This window comes from Cognatilysobacter tabacisoli, assembly GCF_003586305.1.
Classification (GTDB): domain Bacteria; phylum Pseudomonadota; class Gammaproteobacteria; order Xanthomonadales; family Xanthomonadaceae; genus Cognatilysobacter_A; species Cognatilysobacter_A tabacisoli.
Genome location: NZ_QXJI01000001.1, coordinates 218,631 through 235,462, shown reverse-complemented (window position 1 = coordinate 235,462; position 16,832 = coordinate 218,631). Strand labels below are relative to the sequence as shown.

General features: G+C 72.4%; 15 protein-coding genes. 7 read left to right on the top strand and 8 right to left on the bottom strand.

Annotated features, from left to right (window positions below; all coding sequences use genetic code 11):
• Positions 1-36: 36 nt before the first annotated feature.
• The 3 genes from D3A60_RS05650 to grxC all read right to left on the bottom strand — a co-directional run bounded on the left by D3A60_RS05650 (position 37) and on the right by grxC (position 1,897).
• Complete coding sequence (locus tag D3A60_RS05650; protein WP_119717770.1) at positions 37-1,044, bottom strand: isocitrate dehydrogenase; 1,008 nt, start codon at positions 1,042-1,044, stop codon at positions 37-39.
• Positions 1,045-1,211: 167 nt separating this feature from the next.
• Entirely contained in the window at positions 1,212-1,631 is a 420-nt protein-coding gene (locus tag D3A60_RS05645; protein WP_119717769.1) for a carboxymuconolactone decarboxylase family protein, read from the bottom strand.
• Positions 1,628-1,897, bottom strand: coding sequence for a glutaredoxin 3 (gene grxC / locus D3A60_RS05640; RefSeq protein WP_119717768.1), 270 nt, complete (start codon positions 1,895-1,897; stop codon positions 1,628-1,630). The genes D3A60_RS05645 and grxC overlap by 4 nt, the downstream gene beginning before the upstream one ends.
• A 219-nt stretch (positions 1,898-2,116) precedes the next feature.
• On the opposite strand from grxC, the gene D3A60_RS05635 reads away from it, so the two are divergent.
• From D3A60_RS05635 to D3A60_RS05605, 7 genes are all read left to right on the top strand, one after another.
• Positions 2,117-3,832: a M48 family metalloprotease gene (locus tag D3A60_RS05635; protein WP_119717767.1), complete on the top strand. Its 1,716-nt coding sequence runs from the start codon at positions 2,117-2,119 to the stop codon at positions 3,830-3,832.
• 114 nt (positions 3,833-3,946) lie between these two features.
• Complete coding sequence (gene phoB, locus D3A60_RS05630; protein ID WP_119717766.1) at positions 3,947-4,654, top strand: phosphate regulon transcriptional regulator PhoB; 708 nt, start codon at positions 3,947-3,949, stop codon at positions 4,652-4,654.
• Between the two features lie 106 nt (positions 4,655-4,760).
• Entirely contained in the window at positions 4,761-6,095 is a 1,335-nt protein-coding gene (gene phoR, locus D3A60_RS05625; protein ID WP_119717765.1) for a phosphate regulon sensor histidine kinase PhoR, read from the top strand.
• The gene (gene ppk1 / locus D3A60_RS05620; protein WP_119717764.1) at positions 6,092-8,173 is read left to right on the top strand and encodes a polyphosphate kinase 1; all 2,082 of its coding nucleotides are present in this window, start codon (positions 6,092-6,094) and stop codon (positions 8,171-8,173) included. The genes phoR and ppk1 overlap by 4 nt, the downstream gene beginning before the upstream one ends.
• Positions 8,174-8,188: 15 nt before the next feature.
• On the top strand, positions 8,189-9,718 hold the full coding sequence (gene ppx, locus D3A60_RS05615) for an exopolyphosphatase (protein ID WP_119717763.1): 1,530 nt from the start codon (positions 8,189-8,191) through the stop codon (positions 9,716-9,718).
• A 97-nt stretch (positions 9,719-9,815) separates the two neighbouring features.
• The gene (locus tag D3A60_RS05610; protein ID WP_119717762.1) at positions 9,816-10,991 is read left to right on the top strand and encodes a glycosyltransferase family 4 protein; all 1,176 of its coding nucleotides are present in this window, start codon (positions 9,816-9,818) and stop codon (positions 10,989-10,991) included.
• 5 nt (positions 10,992-10,996) lie between these two features.
• Complete coding sequence (locus tag D3A60_RS05605) at positions 10,997-11,539, top strand: phosphatase PAP2 family protein (protein ID WP_196778725.1); 543 nt, start codon at positions 10,997-10,999, stop codon at positions 11,537-11,539.
• Between the two features lie 10 nt (positions 11,540-11,549).
• On the opposite strand, the gene D3A60_RS05600 is transcribed toward D3A60_RS05605, so the two are convergent.
• From D3A60_RS05600 to creB, 5 genes are all read right to left on the bottom strand, one after another.
• Positions 11,550-12,452, bottom strand: a complete 903-nt coding sequence (locus D3A60_RS05600; protein WP_119717761.1) for a carbon-nitrogen hydrolase family protein — start codon at positions 12,450-12,452, stop codon at positions 11,550-11,552.
• Complete coding sequence (locus D3A60_RS05595) at positions 12,449-13,069, bottom strand: GNAT family N-acetyltransferase (protein ID WP_119717760.1); 621 nt, start codon at positions 13,067-13,069, stop codon at positions 12,449-12,451. The genes D3A60_RS05600 and D3A60_RS05595 overlap by 4 nt, the downstream gene beginning before the upstream one ends.
• A gap of 72 nt (positions 13,070-13,141) precedes the next feature.
• Positions 13,142-14,545, bottom strand: coding sequence for a cell envelope integrity protein CreD (creD, locus tag D3A60_RS05590; RefSeq protein WP_119717759.1), 1,404 nt, complete (start codon positions 14,543-14,545; stop codon positions 13,142-13,144).
• Positions 14,546-14,633: 88 nt separating this feature from the next.
• Positions 14,634-16,064, bottom strand: a complete 1,431-nt coding sequence (creC, locus tag D3A60_RS05585) for a two-component system sensor histidine kinase CreC (RefSeq protein ID WP_119717758.1) — start codon at positions 16,062-16,064, stop codon at positions 14,634-14,636.
• 34 nt (positions 16,065-16,098) lie between these two features.
• Positions 16,099-16,779, bottom strand: coding sequence for a two-component system response regulator CreB (creB, locus tag D3A60_RS05580; RefSeq protein WP_119717757.1), 681 nt, complete (start codon positions 16,777-16,779; stop codon positions 16,099-16,101).
• Between the last annotated feature and the right edge of the window lie 53 nt (positions 16,780-16,832).

The following is a 16,832-nucleotide window of genomic DNA, read 5'->3' as shown; positions in this document are numbered from 1 at the left end:
CAGTTCGCGTCCGGTTCAGCCCCGGGCGCGCCGGCCTCAGATCCGCGAGGCGATCGCCTTGGCGAACGCCATCGTATTGCCGGTCCCACCGAGGTCCGGGGTCAGCGAATCCTTCGCCTCGAGCGTGGCGACGATGGCGTCGCGCAGTCGGGTCGCCTTGTCGGGCATGCCCAGGTGGTCGAGCATCTGCGCGGCGCCGAGCAGCAGCGCGCACGGATTGGCCTTGCCCTGCCCGGCGATGTCCGGCGCGGTGCCGTGCACGGCCTCGAAGATCGCCGCGTCGGTGCCGATGTTGGCGCCCGGTGCCAGGCCCAGCCCGCCGACCAGGCCGGCGCACAGGTCGGAGATGATGTCGCCGAACAGGTTGGTGGTGACGATGATGTCGAACTGCTCCGGCCGCATCACCAGCTGCATGCAGGTGTTGTCGACGATCATCTCGTTGCACTCGATGTCCGGGTAGTCCGTCGCCACCGCGCGCGCGGTCTTCAGGAACAGGCCCGACGTCGACTTCAGGATGTTCGCCTTGTGCACGACCGTGACCTTCTTGCGCCCGGTCTTGCGCGCCAGTTCGAACGCGTAGCGCACGATGCGCTCGGAGCCGCGGCGGGTCACGCGCTGGGTCAGCAGCGCGGTCTCGCCGTCCTCGGACAGCGACTGGCCCTCGCCGATATAGGCGCCCTCGGTGTTCTCCCGCACGGTGATCAGGTCAACGCCGGTCGGGAAGCGCGACTTGGTGTTCGGAAAGCTCTTGGCCGGGCGCACGTTGGCGTACAGGTCGAAGCGCTTGCGCAGCTCGACGTTGATCGAGCTGAAGCCCTCGCCGACCGGCGTGGTCAGCGGCGACTTCAGCGCCACGCGGGTCTTGCGGATCGAGTCCATCGTCGACTGCGGCAGCAGCTCGCCCTGCTTCTCCAGTGCGACCAGCCCGGCGTCGGCAAACTCGTACTGGAGCCCGAGCTGCATCGTGTCGAGCACGTACAGGGCGGCGTCCATGATTTCCGGACCGATGCCATCGCCACGGATGACGGTAATCGTCTGCGTCATTGAAGGGGTTTCCAGCTGGTGGCGTGCGGGCGGGGGCCCGGAGCCGGGTGGTGAGCCCCGTAATTATGCCGGATCGACGGCCTGCCCGCCCTTGCAACGTTGGTCCAATGCGGGCGTGCGCCCCGCCGCGCCGCCCGGCTAGCGTCCGCGGCGCGGCGGCGGAGGCCTCAGCCGTGGTCGTGCGCGGCAGGCGCGCCGGCGTCGCCCTGCTCGAGGCGGTCGAGGAAGTCGACCGCGCGGCGCAGGTGCGGGATCACGATGGAGCCGCCGACGACCAGGCCCACCGAGAAGGTCTCGAACATCTCCTCGCGCGTCACGCCCGCCTCCTTGCACTGGGCGACGTGGTAGCTGATGCAGTCGTCGCAGCGCAGCACCATCGACGCCACCAGGCCCAGCAGCTCCTTGGTCTTCACGTCGAGCGCGCCGGACTGGTAGGTCTGCGTATCGAGTGCGAAGAAGCGGCGGACCACCTGGTTCGGCTCGGCCAGGATCCGTTCGTTCATGCGCTTGCGGAACGCGGTGAACTCCGCGACGCGATCGGCCTGGCTGCCGGCGCCCCCGCCCTGCCCCTCGTCGTGGCCGCTCATGCCGACAGCTCCGCCAGCAGCGGCTCGAGCCCACCGGCGCGATGCAGCGCGATCATGTCGTCGTAGCCACCGACGTGGGTTTCGCCGATGAAGATCTGCGGCACGCTGGTGCGACGCGTGCGCGCGACCATGCGCTCGCGCTCGGCCGGATCCAGGTCGATGCGCACTTCGGTCCACGACTGGTTCTTGCTCTTGAGGAAGTTCTTGGCGGCGACGCAGTACGGGCAGATGGCGGTGGTGTAGATGGTGATGCCCGACGGGGGCATGGCGGTCTCGCTCAAAACGGCTCTCCTGGATGAAACTCGGCACTCGGTTCGCGGTCCAATATGGGTTCGTGGGCACCGGTTTTCCACCCGCCGGGCAGAACGCTGCCGCCCACGGGGCGACCCGCGCGGCTGGCGCGAGCCGCCAACGGCGTCCTATCCATCTGTTTCACCGCCTATTCACCCCGCCGACCCGGCGCGGGCCCATGCTGCCGGTCGGTCATGGGGCCCTGCCACCAGACCGCGCCGTCGACGCGTCCGCCGCACCGCTGCATCGAGGAGTTCCGCTTGCGCCGCATCGCCCTGCTCACCGCCGCCATCACGCTCGCCGTTGCCGCGGTCTGCGCGCCCGCGCAGGAATCGAGCCTGCCCGACATCGGCTCCTCCGCGGGCGAGCTGCTCAATCCGGCCCAGCAGGAGGAATACGGCGGGATGATGCTCGCGCAGCTGCGCCACTACGAGTACATCCTCGAGGACCCGCTGGTCGACGGCTGGCTCGACACGCTGGGCACGCGCCTGGCCGCCAGCAGCGACCGGCCGCGCCAGCCGTTCACCTTCTTCATGCTGCGTCAGCGCCAGATCAACGCGTTCGCGACGCTCGGCGGCTACATCGGCGTCAATGCCGGGCTGGTGCTGGCGGCCGAGCGCGAGGACGAGGTCGCCGCGGTCATGGCGCACGAGATCGCCCACGTGACGCAGCAGCACGTGCTGCGCGGCGTCGAACGCGCCCAGCGCGACCAGCTGCCGATCCTGCTGGCGATGCTCGGCGCGATCGTCGCGGCCCAGGCGGCCGGCGGGAATTCGAGCGACGACGCCTCGCAGGCCGCGCTGATCGGCGCGATGGGGATCATGCAGCAGCGCCAGATCGACTACACCCGCGCCAACGAATCCGAAGCCGACCGGGTCGGCATCCAGACCCTGTCGCGCAGCCAGTTCGACCCGATGGCGATGGCCGACTTCTTCAGCACCATGCAGGCCCGCTCGCGCAGCAATGCGGCCAACTGGTACGGCGAGACGCCGGACTACCTGCGCACCCACCCGGTCACCACCACCCGCATCACCGAGGCCAAGGAGCGCTCGGCCCAGATCCGCCGGGCGAACGGAACGGCCGAGGTGTGCGTGCGCGACCCCGACGGCGTGGCCCTGTGCCGGACCGAGGGCACGCCAGGCCCGACGTTCGCCGGCGATTCCGGCGCGGTGAACCCACTGCTGCCCGGCGGCCTCCAGGTGACCGGCGCGGCGCTGGCGCGCGGCGGCACCGGCGAGTTCGATTACGCCCGCGAGCGCATCCGCGTACTCAGCGCGAACACGCCCGCGATGGCCGTGCAGGAGTACGAGCGGCTGCAGAAGGCCAAGCCGCTCAAGCCGGCAGAGCAGTACGGTTTCGCCGTGGCCCGGCTGCTGGCCAACCAGCCGGCCGCCGCGGCGAAGTCGCTGGCCTCGCTGCTGGCCGAGCGGCCCGGCGACCGCTGGATCGGTCTGGCGCTGGCCGAGGCGGAGTCGCAGAGCGGCCGCATCGACGCCGCCGATGCGCGGTTCGAGGCGATGCTTCGCGAGACGCCGGACAACCGCGCCGTCGCGCTGACGTATGCGCGGGCGCTGACCCAGCGCAGCAGCCCGGCCGCGGGCCGGCGCGCGCAGGCCGTGCTGCGGCCGCTGCTCGGTCGCTCCGGCGACGACCCGGTGTTCCAGCGGCTGTTCGCCCGCGCGTGCGAGGTGGCCGGAGACCCGGTCCGGGCCGGCGAGGCCTATGCCGAAGCGGCCTACCTGAGCGGGCGCGCCGAACAGGCGCTGGTGCAGCTCAACACGCTGAGGAAGCGGCCCGAGGTCGACTACTACGCCCGGCAGCGGATCGAAGCGCGGATCGCGGCGATCACGCCGACGGTGCTGGAGCTCAAGCGCCAGGGCATCCGCGACGAGGACCTGCGCCGCCGCTGATCGCCGCCGCCACGCGGCGCCGGCGCGGCGGGCGGGCGCGCCATGTCATGGCGATGTCACAAAACGGTAGTGTACTGGCGCCGCTTCCCCGGCCTCCCCTGCCAGCGGTGACATGTGCAAAAGCGCATCCTGATCGTCGAAGACGAACCCGCCATCCGCGAGATGGTCTCGTTCGCCCTGCGCAAGGGCGAGTACGAGCCGATCCACGCCGGTGACGCCCGCGAGGCGCAGTCGGCAATCGCCGACCGGGTGCCGGACCTGATCCTGCTCGACTGGATGCTGCCCGGCACGAGCGGACTCGACCTGGCGCGACGCTGGCGCAAGGACGCGCTGACCCGCGAGGTGCCGATCATCATGCTGACCGCGCGCGGCGAGGAGAACGACCGCGTCGGCGGGCTCGAGGCCGGCGTCGACGACTACGTGGTCAAGCCCTTCTCCGCGCGCGAGCTGCTCGCGCGCATCCGCGCGGTGCTGCGCCGCTCGCGCGAGGACGACGAGGACGGCAGCGTCGGCATCGGCCCGCTGCGGATCGACGGCGCCGCGCACCGGGTGTTCGCGCGCGCCAGCGACGGCGAGCAGCCGGTGCAGATCGGCCCGACCGAATACCGCCTGCTGCACTTCTTCATGACCCACGCCGAGCGCGTGTACTCGCGCACCCAGCTGCTCGACCACGTATGGGGCGGCAGCGTGTACGTCGAAGAGCGCACGGTCGACGTGCACATCCGCCGCCTGCGCAAGACCCTCGAACCGCACGCGCTCGACGGCATGGTCCAGACCGTGCGCGGCGCCGGCTACCGCTTCTCCGCATCGCCGGAAGCCTGACCCGTGGCGTGGCCGCGCAGCCCCGGCCGGCGCCGGATGCCTCGCGCCGTCGCCACTGGGCGCGCGGCACCGCGGCGGCGGCCCGGCGCCGGCTTAGACTGAGCGCATGCCGCCCCGCGCCCGATCCGCCTGGTTCCGCACGCTCGGCCAGCTCGCGCTGGTGCTGGCCGTGGCCACCGTGGCCGGGCTGGCGATCGGACGCCCGTGGCCGGTGGTCACCGTCGCCGCACTCGGGGTCGTCGCATGGCACTACTGGCGGCTGCGACGGGTATTGCTGCGCCTGACCGCGCGCCAGCGGCTCGCCCCGCCCGTCGGCGAGGGCGTCTGGAACGAGCTCGACCGCCTGCTGTACCGCGGCCAGGACGAGATGCGCGCGCGCAAGCGCCGGCTGATCGGGATGCTGCGCGCGTACCGCGCCGTGGCCGCGGCGCTGCCGGACGCGGTCGTGGTCGTCGAGCGCAACAGCCAGCGCATCCTGTGGTTCAACGAGGCCGGCCTGGCGCTGCTCGGACTCGACCCGAAGCACGACGTCGGCGCGCCGCTGGTGGCCCGCCTCCAGCCGCTGCCGCTGTCGCACTGGCTCGCCGGGGGTCGCAACGCGGAGCCGCTGGAAACCGTGTCCCCGCTCAACCCGGCGGTGACCCTCAGCCTGCGCCTGATCCCGTATTCGGACGACCTGTGGCTGCTGGTCGCGCGCGATGTCAGCCGCCTGCTGCACCTGGAGCAGATGCGCCGCGACTTCGTCGCCAACGTCTCGCACGAACTGCGCACGCCGCTGACGGTGGTGCACGGCTACCTCGACATGCTCGACCCGGCCGAGCACCCCGAGTGGGCGCCGATGCTGGCGGAGATGCAGCGCCAGTCCCAGCGCATGACCCAGCTGGTCGAGGACCTGCTGACCCTGTCGCGCCTGGAGTCGCAGGACAACCTCCCGGCCGAAGAGACGATCGCGATGGGCGCGATGCTCAACACGCTCAAGCGCGAAGCGCTCGCGCTGAGCCAGCACCGCCACGAGATCAGCGTCGAGGATTCGGCCGGCGTCGACCTGTGGGGCTCGAACAAGGAGCTGCACAGCGCGTTCTCGAACCTGGTCAGCAACGCGGTGCGCTACACACCGGCCGGCGGCACGATCCGCATCCGCTTGCGCAACGAGTCCCCCGGTTCCGCGCGCGGCGTGGTGCTGGAGGTCGTCGACAGCGGCTACGGCATCCCCGCTGCTCACCTGCCCCGCATCACCGAACGCTTCTACCGCGTGTCCAACAGCCGCTCGCGCGAGAGCGGCGGCACGGGCCTGGGACTGGCGATCGTCAAGCACGTGCTGAACCTGCACCAGGCCCGGTTGGAGATTTCCAGCGAGGTCGGGCGCGGCAGCACCTTCTCCTGCCACTTCGGCGCCGAGCGCACGCGTGCGCGCGACGCCCTCGGCCTGGCCCTGCCATGACCGCCATCGAACCGATCCACGACGCCGACCCGCTGCGCGACACCTCGCTGTACTTCAACCGCGAGCTGTCGCAGCTGGACTTCAACTTCCGCGTGCTCGCCCAGGCGCAGGACCCGCAGGTGCCGCTGCTCGAGCGCCTGCGCTACCTGTGCATCAGCTGCACCAACCTCGACGAGTTCTTCGAGATCCGCGCCGGCACGCTGCGCCACGCGCAGGACCTCGGGCTCGGGCCGGGCAGCGACGGCCTGGCGCCGGCGGCCGTGCTGGCGCGCATCCACGACCGCGCCGCCGAGCTGGTGGCCGCCCAGTACGAATGCTGGAACCAGGTGCTGCGCCCGCAGCTGGGCGACGCCGGCGTGCGCGTGCAGCACCGCGACGCGTGGAGCGAGGCGCAGGCCGACTGGCTGCGCGCGTACTTCCGCGACGAGATCATGCCGGTGCTGTCGCCGCTCGGCCTCGATCCGGCGCACCCGTTCCCGAAGATCCTCAACAAGTCGCTGAACATCGTGGTCGTGCTCAAGGGCCGCGACGCGTTCGGCCGCGACGGCCACCTGGCGATCGTGCGCGCGCCGCGCTCGCTGCCGCGGATCATCCAGATCCCGCCGGAGGTGTCGGGCGGGCCGAACGACTTCGTGTTCCTGTCGGCGGTGCTGTCGGCATTCGTCAGCGAGCTATTCCCGGGCATGGAAGTCCAGGGCGCGTACCAGTTCCGCGTGACCCGCAACTCGGAGCTGCTGGTCGACGAGGAGGAGGTCGACAACATTGCCCTGGCGCTGCGCGACGAACTGGTCGGGCGCGGCTACCTGCGCGCGGTGCGGCTGGAGATCGCCGAGCAGTGCCCCGACGACATCGTGCGCACGCTGCTGGAGAACTTCGACCTGACCGAGAACGCGGTCTACCGCATCAACGGCCCGGTCAACCTCAACCGTGTGATCCAGGTCTACGACCTCGTGCAGCGCGCGGACCTGAAGTTCCCGCCGTTCCAGCAGCGCGTGCTGCCGGGGATCGAGGCGATGTTCGACCGCGTGTCGGCCGGCGACGTGCTGCTGCACCACCCGTTCGACTCGTTCGCACCGGTGCTCGAGCTGATCAAGCAGGCGGCCGAAGACCCGAACGTGCTGGCGATCAAGCAGACGCTGTACCGCGCCGGCAAGGACTCGCCGATCGTCGAGCAGCTGGTGCAGGCCGCGCGCAACGGCAAGGACGTCACGGTCGTGGTCGAGCTGCGCGCGCGCTTCGACGAGGAGGCCAACCTCGGCCTGGCCGACCGCCTGCAGGAAGCCGGCGTGCAGGTCGTGTACGGCGTGGTCGGCTACAAGACCCACGCCAAGATGCTGCTGATCGTCCGCCGCGAGGGCAAGAAGCTGCGCCGCTACGTGCACCTGGGCACCGGCAACTACCACTCCGGCACGGCGCGCGTGTACACCGACTTCGGCCTGATCACCGCCGACCCCGACATCGGCAGCGACGTGCACCAGATCTTCCAGCAGATCTCCGGGCTCGCTCCGGCGATCAAGCTCAAGCGTCTGCTGCAGTCGCCTTTCACGCTGCACGCCGGCGTGCTCAAGCGCATCGACCGCGAGACCCGTCACGCCAAGGCCGGTCGGCCGGCGCGGATCGTCGCCAAGATGAACGCCCTCAACGAGCCGCAGGTGATCCGCGCGCTGTACCAGGCGTCGCAGGCCGGCGTGCAGATCGACCTGATCGTGCGCGGCGCGTGCACGCTGCGGCCCGGGCTGCCGGGCATCTCCGAGCACATCCGGGTGCGCTCGATCGTCGGGCGCTTCCTCGAGCACCACCGCATCTACTGGTTCGCCAACGACGGCGAGCCCGACCTGTTCTGCTCCAGCGCCGACTGGCTCGAGCGCAACCTGCTGCGGCGCGTGGAAACCGGCTTCCCGATCCTCGACCCCGAGCTCGCGGCGCGCGTGCACGCCGAGGCGATCGCGAACTACCTCGCCGACAACGTCAGCGCGTGGGCGCTCGACAGCGACGGCGCGTACCACCGCGTCACGCCGGCGGCCGGCGAGCCGCCGCACTCGGCGCAGGGCACGCTGTTGGCCCAGATCTGTGGATAGCCGAGAATCGCCGCGATGAACGGACTCCTCCACACGGCCCGCCTGCCGCTGCAGGACGGCGACCTGCTCGCCGCGGTCGACCTGGGGTCCAACAGCTTCCACATGGTCGTCGCACGCTACGTGCTCGGACAGCTGCGCGTGATCGACCGGCTGCGCGAGCAGGTGCGGCTGGCCGAGGGCCTGGACGCGCGCGGCGGGCTCGACCCGGCGGTGCGCGAGCGCGCGCTCGACTGCCTGGCGCGGTTCGGCCAGCGCCTGCGCGAGATCCCGCCGCAGCGCGTGCGCGCGATCGCGACCAACACCGTGCGCCGGCTGGCGTCGCCGCAAGCGTTCCTGATCGACGCCGAGGACGAACTCGGCCATGCGATCGAAGTGGTCGCCGGCCGCGAGGAAGCGCGCCTGATCTACCTCGGCGTCGCCCACGCGCAGCCGCCGAAGCCCGGCGACCTGCGGCTGGTGATCGACATCGGCGGCGGCTCGACCGAATGCATCATCGGCGCCGGCTTCGACGCGATCGAGCGCGAAAGCCTGCAGCTGGGCTGCATCGCGACCACGCGCCGGTTCTTCGACAACGGCAAGCTGTCGAAGAAGCGCTGGCGCGAGGCCCTGGCCGAGGTCACCGCCGAGTTCCAGCAGTTTGCCGGTACCTACCGCGCGCTCGGCTGGCAGGAGGCGCTCGGCGCGTCGGGCACCAACAAGGCGATCGGCGAGATCTGCGCGGCGATGAAGCTGACCAAGGGCGCGGTCACCGCCGAAGCGCTGCCGGTGGTGCGCGACCGCCTGCTCGAGGCCGACCGGATCGAGGCGATCGAGCTGCCCGGGCTGTCGTCCGACCGCCGTCCGATCATCGCCGGCGGCGTGCTGATCCTGGAGGCTGCCTTCGACGCGCTCGGGTTGACGCGCATGGCCGTCAGCAAGGCGGCGATGCGCGAGGGCATCCTGTACGACATGGTCGGCCGCGGCGGCGCCAACGACCCGCGCGACGCGTCGGTCGCGGCGCTGATGGAGCGCTACGGCATCGACCGGGCGCAGGCGGCGCGGGTCGAATCGACCGCGATGCGGCTGTTCGAGCAGCTGGCGCGCGCGTGGTCGCTGGACGACGACGACCGCCTGATGCTGGTGCGCGCCGCGCGCCTGCACGAGCTCGGTCTGGCGATCGCGCACAGCGCATACCACGTGCACGGCTCGTACGTGGTCGAGAACTCCGACATCGCGGGCTTCTCGCGGCAGCAGCAGCAGTTCCTCGCCGCGCTGATCCGCACCCACCGCCGCAACATCCCCAAGTCCGCCTTCGACGCCCTGCCCGACCGCCTGCTGCCGTCGGCGCGACGTCTGGCGGCGCTGCTGCGGCTGGCGGTGCTGCTGCACCGCGCGCACGATGCCGAACCGATCCCGCGGCTCGACGCCACCGCCAGTGGCAACGACCTGCAGCTGGTGGTCGCGCGGCGCTGGTTCGAGGACCGGCCGCTGCTGAAGGCCGACCTCGAGGGCGAACCGGACGGCCTGGCCGCGCTCGGCGTCAAGCTGACCATCGCGTCCGACTGACGGCCGGTCGCCCGCCGGTGCTGTCGCGCCGGCGTCACGCGGCTGACACCGCCACTACATCGCGCACGCCGATCCTCCCCGAAACGGGAGGAAGCGCATGCGCTACGCGATCGTCACCGAGACCTACCCCCCGGACGTCAACGGCGTCGCGCTGACCGTGCAGGGGCTGGAACTGGGGCTGCGCGCGCGCGGCCACGCGGTGCAGGTGGTGCGGCCCCGCCACGCCGACGACGGCGACGGGAGCGGGGCGCCCGACGAACTGCTCGTCCGCGGCGCACCGCTGCCGCGCTATCCGGGGCTGCGCTTCGGCCTGCCGGCCACGCGGACGCTGCGCGCGACGTGGCAGGCGACGCGTCCGGACGCGGTGTACGTCGCCACCGAGGGCCCGCTGGGCTGGTCGGCCGTGGGCGCTGCGCGGCGTCTCGGCATTCCCGTGGCCACCGGCTTCCACACCCGCTTCGACGCGTACATGCGCGACTACGGGGCGCCGTTCCTGCGCCAGACCGCGCTGCGCTGGATGCGCCGCTTCCACAACGGCGCCAGCGCGACGCTGGTGCCGACCCGCGAGCTGCAGGCGTTCCTCGTCGAGCACGGCTTCCAGCGCGTCGTGCGGCTGCCGCGCGCGGTCGACACGCAGCTGTTCGACCCCGCGCGCCGCGACGCGGCGCTGCGCGCGCAATGGGGCGCCGACGACGGCGTGCCGGTGGCCCTCTACGTGGGCCGCATCGCCCCGGAGAAGAACCTCGACCTGGCGGTGCGCGCGTTCCGCGCCCTGCAACGTCAGCGACCGGACGCGCGCTTCGTCTGGGTCGGCGACGGTCCGTCGCGCGAGGGCCTCCAGCGCGCCAACCCCGACTTCGTGTTCTGCGGCGTGCAGCGCGGCCCGGAGCTCGCCCGCCACTTCGCCAGCGGCGACGTGTTCGTGTTCCCGAGCCACAGCGAGACCTTCGGCAACGTCACGCTCGAAGCGATGGCCAGCGGCGTGCCGACCGTCGCGTTCGACTACGGCGCCGCGCGCGAGCACCTGCGCGACGGCGAGCACGGGTCGGCCATCGCCGACGGCGACGACGACGGCTTCATCGCCGCGACCGTGCGGCTGGGCACGGACGCGCGCCGGCGCCAAGCGATGGCCGCCGCGGCGCGCACGGCGATGCTCGGCCTGCACCCGGAACAGGTCGCGGCCGATTTCGACGCCCTGCTTGCCGGCCTGCACGCGGCGGCGCATCGCCGGCCGCCGGCCGCGCCCGACGGCGCCCCCCGGGAGGTCGCGTGAACCGCCTGCCGTGGCGCCAGCGCTTCGCCGCCGGCGAATCCGGCTGGTGCCTGCGCGCCAATCGCCTCGGCGAACGCAGCCGATCGCGCGCCTACTTCGCGGCGGTCAGCCGGCTCGGCGACGGCGCGTTCTGGTACGCGCTGATGGCGCTGCTGGTGGTGTTCGACGGGCAGGCCGGCCTCGCCGCGTCGGCGCACCTCGCCGGCACGGGCGTGGTCGCGCTGACGCTGTACAAGGCGCTGAAGCGCTGGACCCGGCGGCCGCGGCCGTTCGCGTCGGACGCGCGCATCCACGCGTGGGTCGCGCCGCTGGACGAGTTCAGCTTCCCGTCGGGGCACACGCTGCACGCGGTCGCGTTCTCGCTGGTCGCGCTGGCCCACTATCCGGCGCTGGCGTGGCTGCTGATCCCGTTCACCGCGAGCGTCGCGGTGTCGCGCGTGGTGCTCGGCCTGCACTACCCGAGCGACGTGCTGGCCGCGACCGGGATCGGCTCGGCGCTGGCGACGCTGTCGCTGTGGGCCGTGCCGGGCGTGTCGCTTTTCGGCTGAGCGCGGCAGGTCACGCCGCGAACGGCGTCAGCCGCGCGCGCGCGACGCTGGGGAAGTACTGGCTCGACCAGTCGCGGTCGTTGGCGACCTGGGCCTGGGCGCGGCTGGCCTCGAGCGCGCCGAAGTCCAGGGTCGCGACCGCCCAGCGCTCGTGCCCGCGGGTCTGCACCAGCATGCCGTCCGACGGCAGGCCGACGTCCATCGGCGCGATGAGCGCCGCCTCGCCGGTGTTGACGTCGAGCGCCGGGCTCCACGGCGCCTCGCCGGCGGTGACGGCCTGGGCGACGAAGCAGCGGTTCTCCAGCGCGCGCGCGAGGCAGCCGACGCGCACGCGCGTCGCGCCCGCGTCGGTGTCGGTGCAGCTGGGCACGACCAGCAGCCGCGCGCCGGCCTCGCACTGCGCGCGCACCGGCAGCGGGAACTCGCTGTCGTAGCAGACCGCAATCGCACTGCGCACGCCGCCGGCCTCGAACACCTTGAGCTCGTCGCCCGACTCGATCACACCGCTGCGCTTCTCGAACCCGGTCAGCCGCAGCTTGTCCTGCCACACGTGACTGCCGTCCGGCGCGAACGCGTAACTGCGGTTGCGGTAGCGCCCGCGCCCGGTGTCGAGCAGGAATGTGCCGGCGACCACTGTCATCTGCAGCTCGCGCGCCAGCAGCGCGAACAGTTCGAGCCAGGCGCCGTGGTAGCGCTGGATGCCGGCCAGCGACGCGTGCAGGTCGGCGCGCGCCGGCTCCCCGAGCGTCGCGCCGAGTTCGAGCGACAGGTACTCGGGCAGCACCGCCAGCTGCGCGCCGCGCGCGCGCGCCTCGCCGAGCCACTGCGCCTGCTTGTCGGCGAACGCGGCGAAATCGGCCGGCGCGTCGATCCGGTACTTCGCCACGGCGACCTTGAGGGTGTCAGGAATCATCGAGCGGCCTCCAGCGGTCGCAGCCAGAACGTGAGGGTGTGCAGGACGTCGCCGCGGCCGATCTCGCGCCACGGCAGCGCGGCGCGCAGGTCGTCGCGACGACGGTAGCCACGCCCGGCCCAGAACGCGTCGTTGTCGCGGTGCCCGGCCGGGCGGCGCGGATCCTCCGGCATGCGGTCGACCGCGCAGAACGCGGTCCAGTCGAACCCGCCAAGCGCGCGCGCGTGGGCCTCGCGGGCATCGAAGAAACGGTGTCCGAGCCCGCGGCCGCGGTACGCCGGCAGCAGCACCGACTCGCCGCAGTAGAAGACCCGCGCCGGGTCGATGCCGGCAGCCACGAACGGCGCGCGGAACGCGTTGTCCTCGTCGGCCAGCGGCAGGCCGGTCGAGGCGCCGACCACGCGCCCGGCGTCGACCGCGAGCACGGCCACGCTGCGCGGCGAGTCGACGTACGTGCGCAGGTACTGCGCTTCGTACGCCGCGTCGCCGTCATACAGGTACGGCCACGCGCGGAACACGGCAATGCGCAGGCCGGCGAGATCGTCGACGTGCGCCGCGATGGCGCCGCCGTGGACGGTTCGAACGGACAGGGATGCGGGCGTCATCGGTGCGTCCATCAGCGCATTCTAGGTCTCGGACCGGGTGACCACCCGCCGGCCGCGCGGCGCGCGTCGGCCGGCGGATGAGGCTCAGGCCGGGTCGAGACCGTCGCGCAGCCCGTCGACGCGCGGTGCGCGCGACAGCTGGTACCAGTCGACCTTGCGGGTGGCGACCATCAGCGCCGACAGGATCACGAACAGCAGCCCCGAGCCGAGCACCAGCGCGTTGTCCTCCGACACCAGCAACCCGTACAGCGCGCCGTACAGCAGCGCCAGCATCGCCGCGAAGCCGATCCCGCGCGCCAAGCTGCGCAGCACCGCGCTCAGGTAGAAGCCGAGCAGCCCGAGGCACGCGACGCTGGCGATCAGGTAGGCCTGGCCGAACGCGATGTGCTCGCTGAGACCAACCAGCAGCAGGAAGAAGATCGCCAGCGCGAGGCCGACCAGGGCGTACTGGATCGGGTGGATCGGCAGCGACCTGATCAGCTCGAACATGAAGAAGCCGACGAAGGTCAGCAGCACGAACAGCAGCCCGTACTTGGTCGCGCGGTCGGCCTGGGTGTAGACGTCGACCGGGTCGATCAACGACACGCCCACGGTGTCGAGCGCGATGGCACGCGACTGCGCCGGCTCGCCCATCGCGGCGGCGACCGCGTCGACCGGCGACGCCTCAGCCGTCGTTGTGCTCGCGCCCTCGAAGTACTGCCGCTGCGCGTTGGTCGCCACCGAGGCCAGCTGCCACTCGGCCGTGAAGCCGGTCGCGTCGATGCGCTGGCGCGGCGAGGTGCCGGCGAAGCTCGGATGGCGCCACGTCGACGTCAGCGCGATGCGGTTGTCCTTGCCCAGCGGCACGATCGCCAGCGACTCGGTGCCGCCGAGCTGGAACCGCAGGTCAGTGTCGAGGACGAGCGTCTGGCCGGCCGCCGGCGGCGCCAGCCGCACGTGCAGGCCGGGCGCGTCGCGACTGCCCATGCCCTGCTCCATCGCCATGGCCCGCCCGTTGACGCGCAGCTGCGGGATCGAGCGCAGCCCGCGCACGTCGGCGATGCCGACGGCGAGCCACGGCTGGCCGATGCGCCGGCTGCGCGCCGGGTCGTCGGCGGGCGGGATCTTCGCGTCGAACCGGGCACCGACGACCGCCTGCCAGTCGTACACGCGGACCTCGTGCAGGCCGCGCTTGCGGGTGGCCGGCAGCAGCGGGCCGTCGATGTCGAGCCGGGTCGGGAAGAACGTCCACTGGCCGCTGCGCTCGCGCATCACCTTGCGCGGGACGTTGGCCTTGTCGAGCTCCTCGACCTCGACCGCCTCGGTGAACGGCACCACCAGCACCGGCCCGGCAAACGACTGCGCGCCGCCGTAGCTGCGCGCGACGTCGGCCACCGCCTCGGCACGGTAGGCCTGCCGGTCGTGGATCACACCGCGGATCATCGACAGCGGGACCAGGATCGCCAGGGTCATGCCCAGCACCAGCAACACCTTGAACATCAGACGCATGACCGCACTCCGTCGGGGAATGACGACAGGGTCCGGCGATCCGGTGCGCGCACGATGGCGGAACGGTGAAGTGGCGGTGAAGTGGCGCTCAGTCCGCTGGCAGAAGCAGCGTGGCGACCGCGCCGCCGCCGTCGCGGTTGGCCAGCGAGGCCTCGCCGCCGTGCAGCTGCGCCACCTCGGCGACGAAGCACAGGCCCAGCCCGCTGCTGCGCGATCCGCCGTCGGGCCGCGGCAGCGAGTAGAAGCGCTCGAACACGCGGCCGACCGCGTAGTCCGGCACGCCCGGACCGCGGTCGGCGACGGTGACCGCGACGCCGCCGTCGGTTGCGGCTGCGGCCAGCTCGATCGCGCTGCCGGCCGGGGCGAAATCGGCGGCGTTGTCGACCAGGTTCGCCAGCGCCTGGCGCAGCAACACGGGGTCGCCGGACAGCGACGGCAGCGGACCGTCGCCCCACCGCTGCAGGGTCAGCCCGCGCGCTACCAAATGGGAGGCGCACTGCTCGGCGACGTCGTCGAACACCGCGCCCAGGTCGATTGGCTCGACCGCGTCGAGCCGCTGGCGGTGCTCGACCGCGGCCAGCGCGAGCAGCTTGTCGATCGTCTGCGCCATGCGCTCGCTCTGCGCGCGGATGGTGGCGGCAAAGCGCGCGCGGTCGGCGTCCGGAAGCGGGCCCTCCAGCAGTTCCGCGCTGCCGCGGATCGCCGCGATCGGGCTCTTCATTTCGTGCGCGAGCGTGTGCACGTAGGCCTCGACGTATTGCTTGCCCTCGAGCCGCTGGCGCATCGTCTCCAGCGCGCGGCCGAGGTCGCCGAACTCTCCGGCCGACGCCGGCGGCGCGACGCGTTCACCCGCCGTCACCGCGTGCGCGTAGCGCCGCAGCGCGCCGAGCTGGCGCGACAGCCACCACGCGGCGAGCACGCCGACCAGCAGCGCCGTGCCCATCAGCACCCAGCCCCAGCGCATCACCACCGACTGGCTACGCTCGATGAACGGCGCGATCGCGCTGTTCGGCTTGGCCACCGTCAGCACGCCGACGATGCGCCCGGCCGGATCGCGGATCGGCGCGGCGACGTGCATCACGGTGGAGTCCGGGTCGTCCGGGTCGGAGCGCGAGGAGCGCGCGCCATAGCGGCCGCGCAGGGTCAGGTACACGTCGTTCCAGCGCGCGTAGCTGCGGCCGACGTCGCGCCCGCTGCTGTCGAACACCACCGTGCCGGCCGCGTCGGTGACGTAGATGCGGTACTGGGCGCTGCGCTTGCGGAAGCCCCAGATCGCCGCGCCGACGTCGCGCTCGGCCATCGCCCGCACCCGCGTGGCGAACGCGCCATCGGCAATGCGGCCGGCGAGGAAGTCGTCGGTCGCCAGCTCGGCCAGCACGTTGGCGGTGTCGACCAGCGTGTCCTCCATCGCCTGGCGCACGCCCGGCTTGACCTCGGCGACGAACACCTGCGCCAGCAGCAGCGCCGCAAGCGCGACGATCACGAAGTAGCCCAGCAGGATGCGCAGGCCGATGTTCATCGGGTCGACGCCCAGCGGTTCGCCGTTCGCGGCATCACCCGCTCGGGCCCTCGTCCAGCGAGTAGCCGAGCCCGCGGTGCGTGCGGATCGGATCGGCGTCGGGCGCGACGTCGCGCAGCTTCGCGCGCAGGGTCTTCACGTGCGTGTCGACGGTGCGGTCGCCGCTGTCGAGCGCTTCGCCCCAGACCCGGTCCATCAGCTGCGCGCGCGTCAGCACCGCGCCGGGTCGCTGCAGCAGCGCGGCGAGCAGGCCGTACTCGTAGCGGGTCAGGTCGAGCACGCGACCGCGGTAGCGCACGCGGTGCCCGTCGGCGTCGTGCTCGAACGCGCCCGGGGCGTCGCTGCGCGCCGGCGCGCCGACGCGCCGCAGCACCACCCGCACACGCGCCACCAGCTCGCGCGGCGAAAAGGGCTTGCCGACGTAGTCGTCCGCGCCGATCTCCAGCCCGAGCAGGCGGTCGGCCTCGGCGTTCTGCGCGGTCAGGAAGATCACCGGCAGGTCGCGCGTCCGGCGCAGCTCGCGGCACAGCGCGAAGCCGCCGATGTCGGGCAGGCCGACGTCGAGGATCGCCAGGTCGAAGCGCTGCTGCCCGGCCGCGGCCAGTGCGTCGCGGCCGGTCAGGCAGTGCGAGGCGTCGTAGCCCTCGGCGCGCAGCGCGTAGACCACCGTGTCGGCGATCGCGGCTTCGTCTTCGACCAGCAGGATGCGCGGCATGCGGTGGGCCGGGGCGCGTGGCGGCGGGCGTCCAGCATACCGGCGGGCGCGAC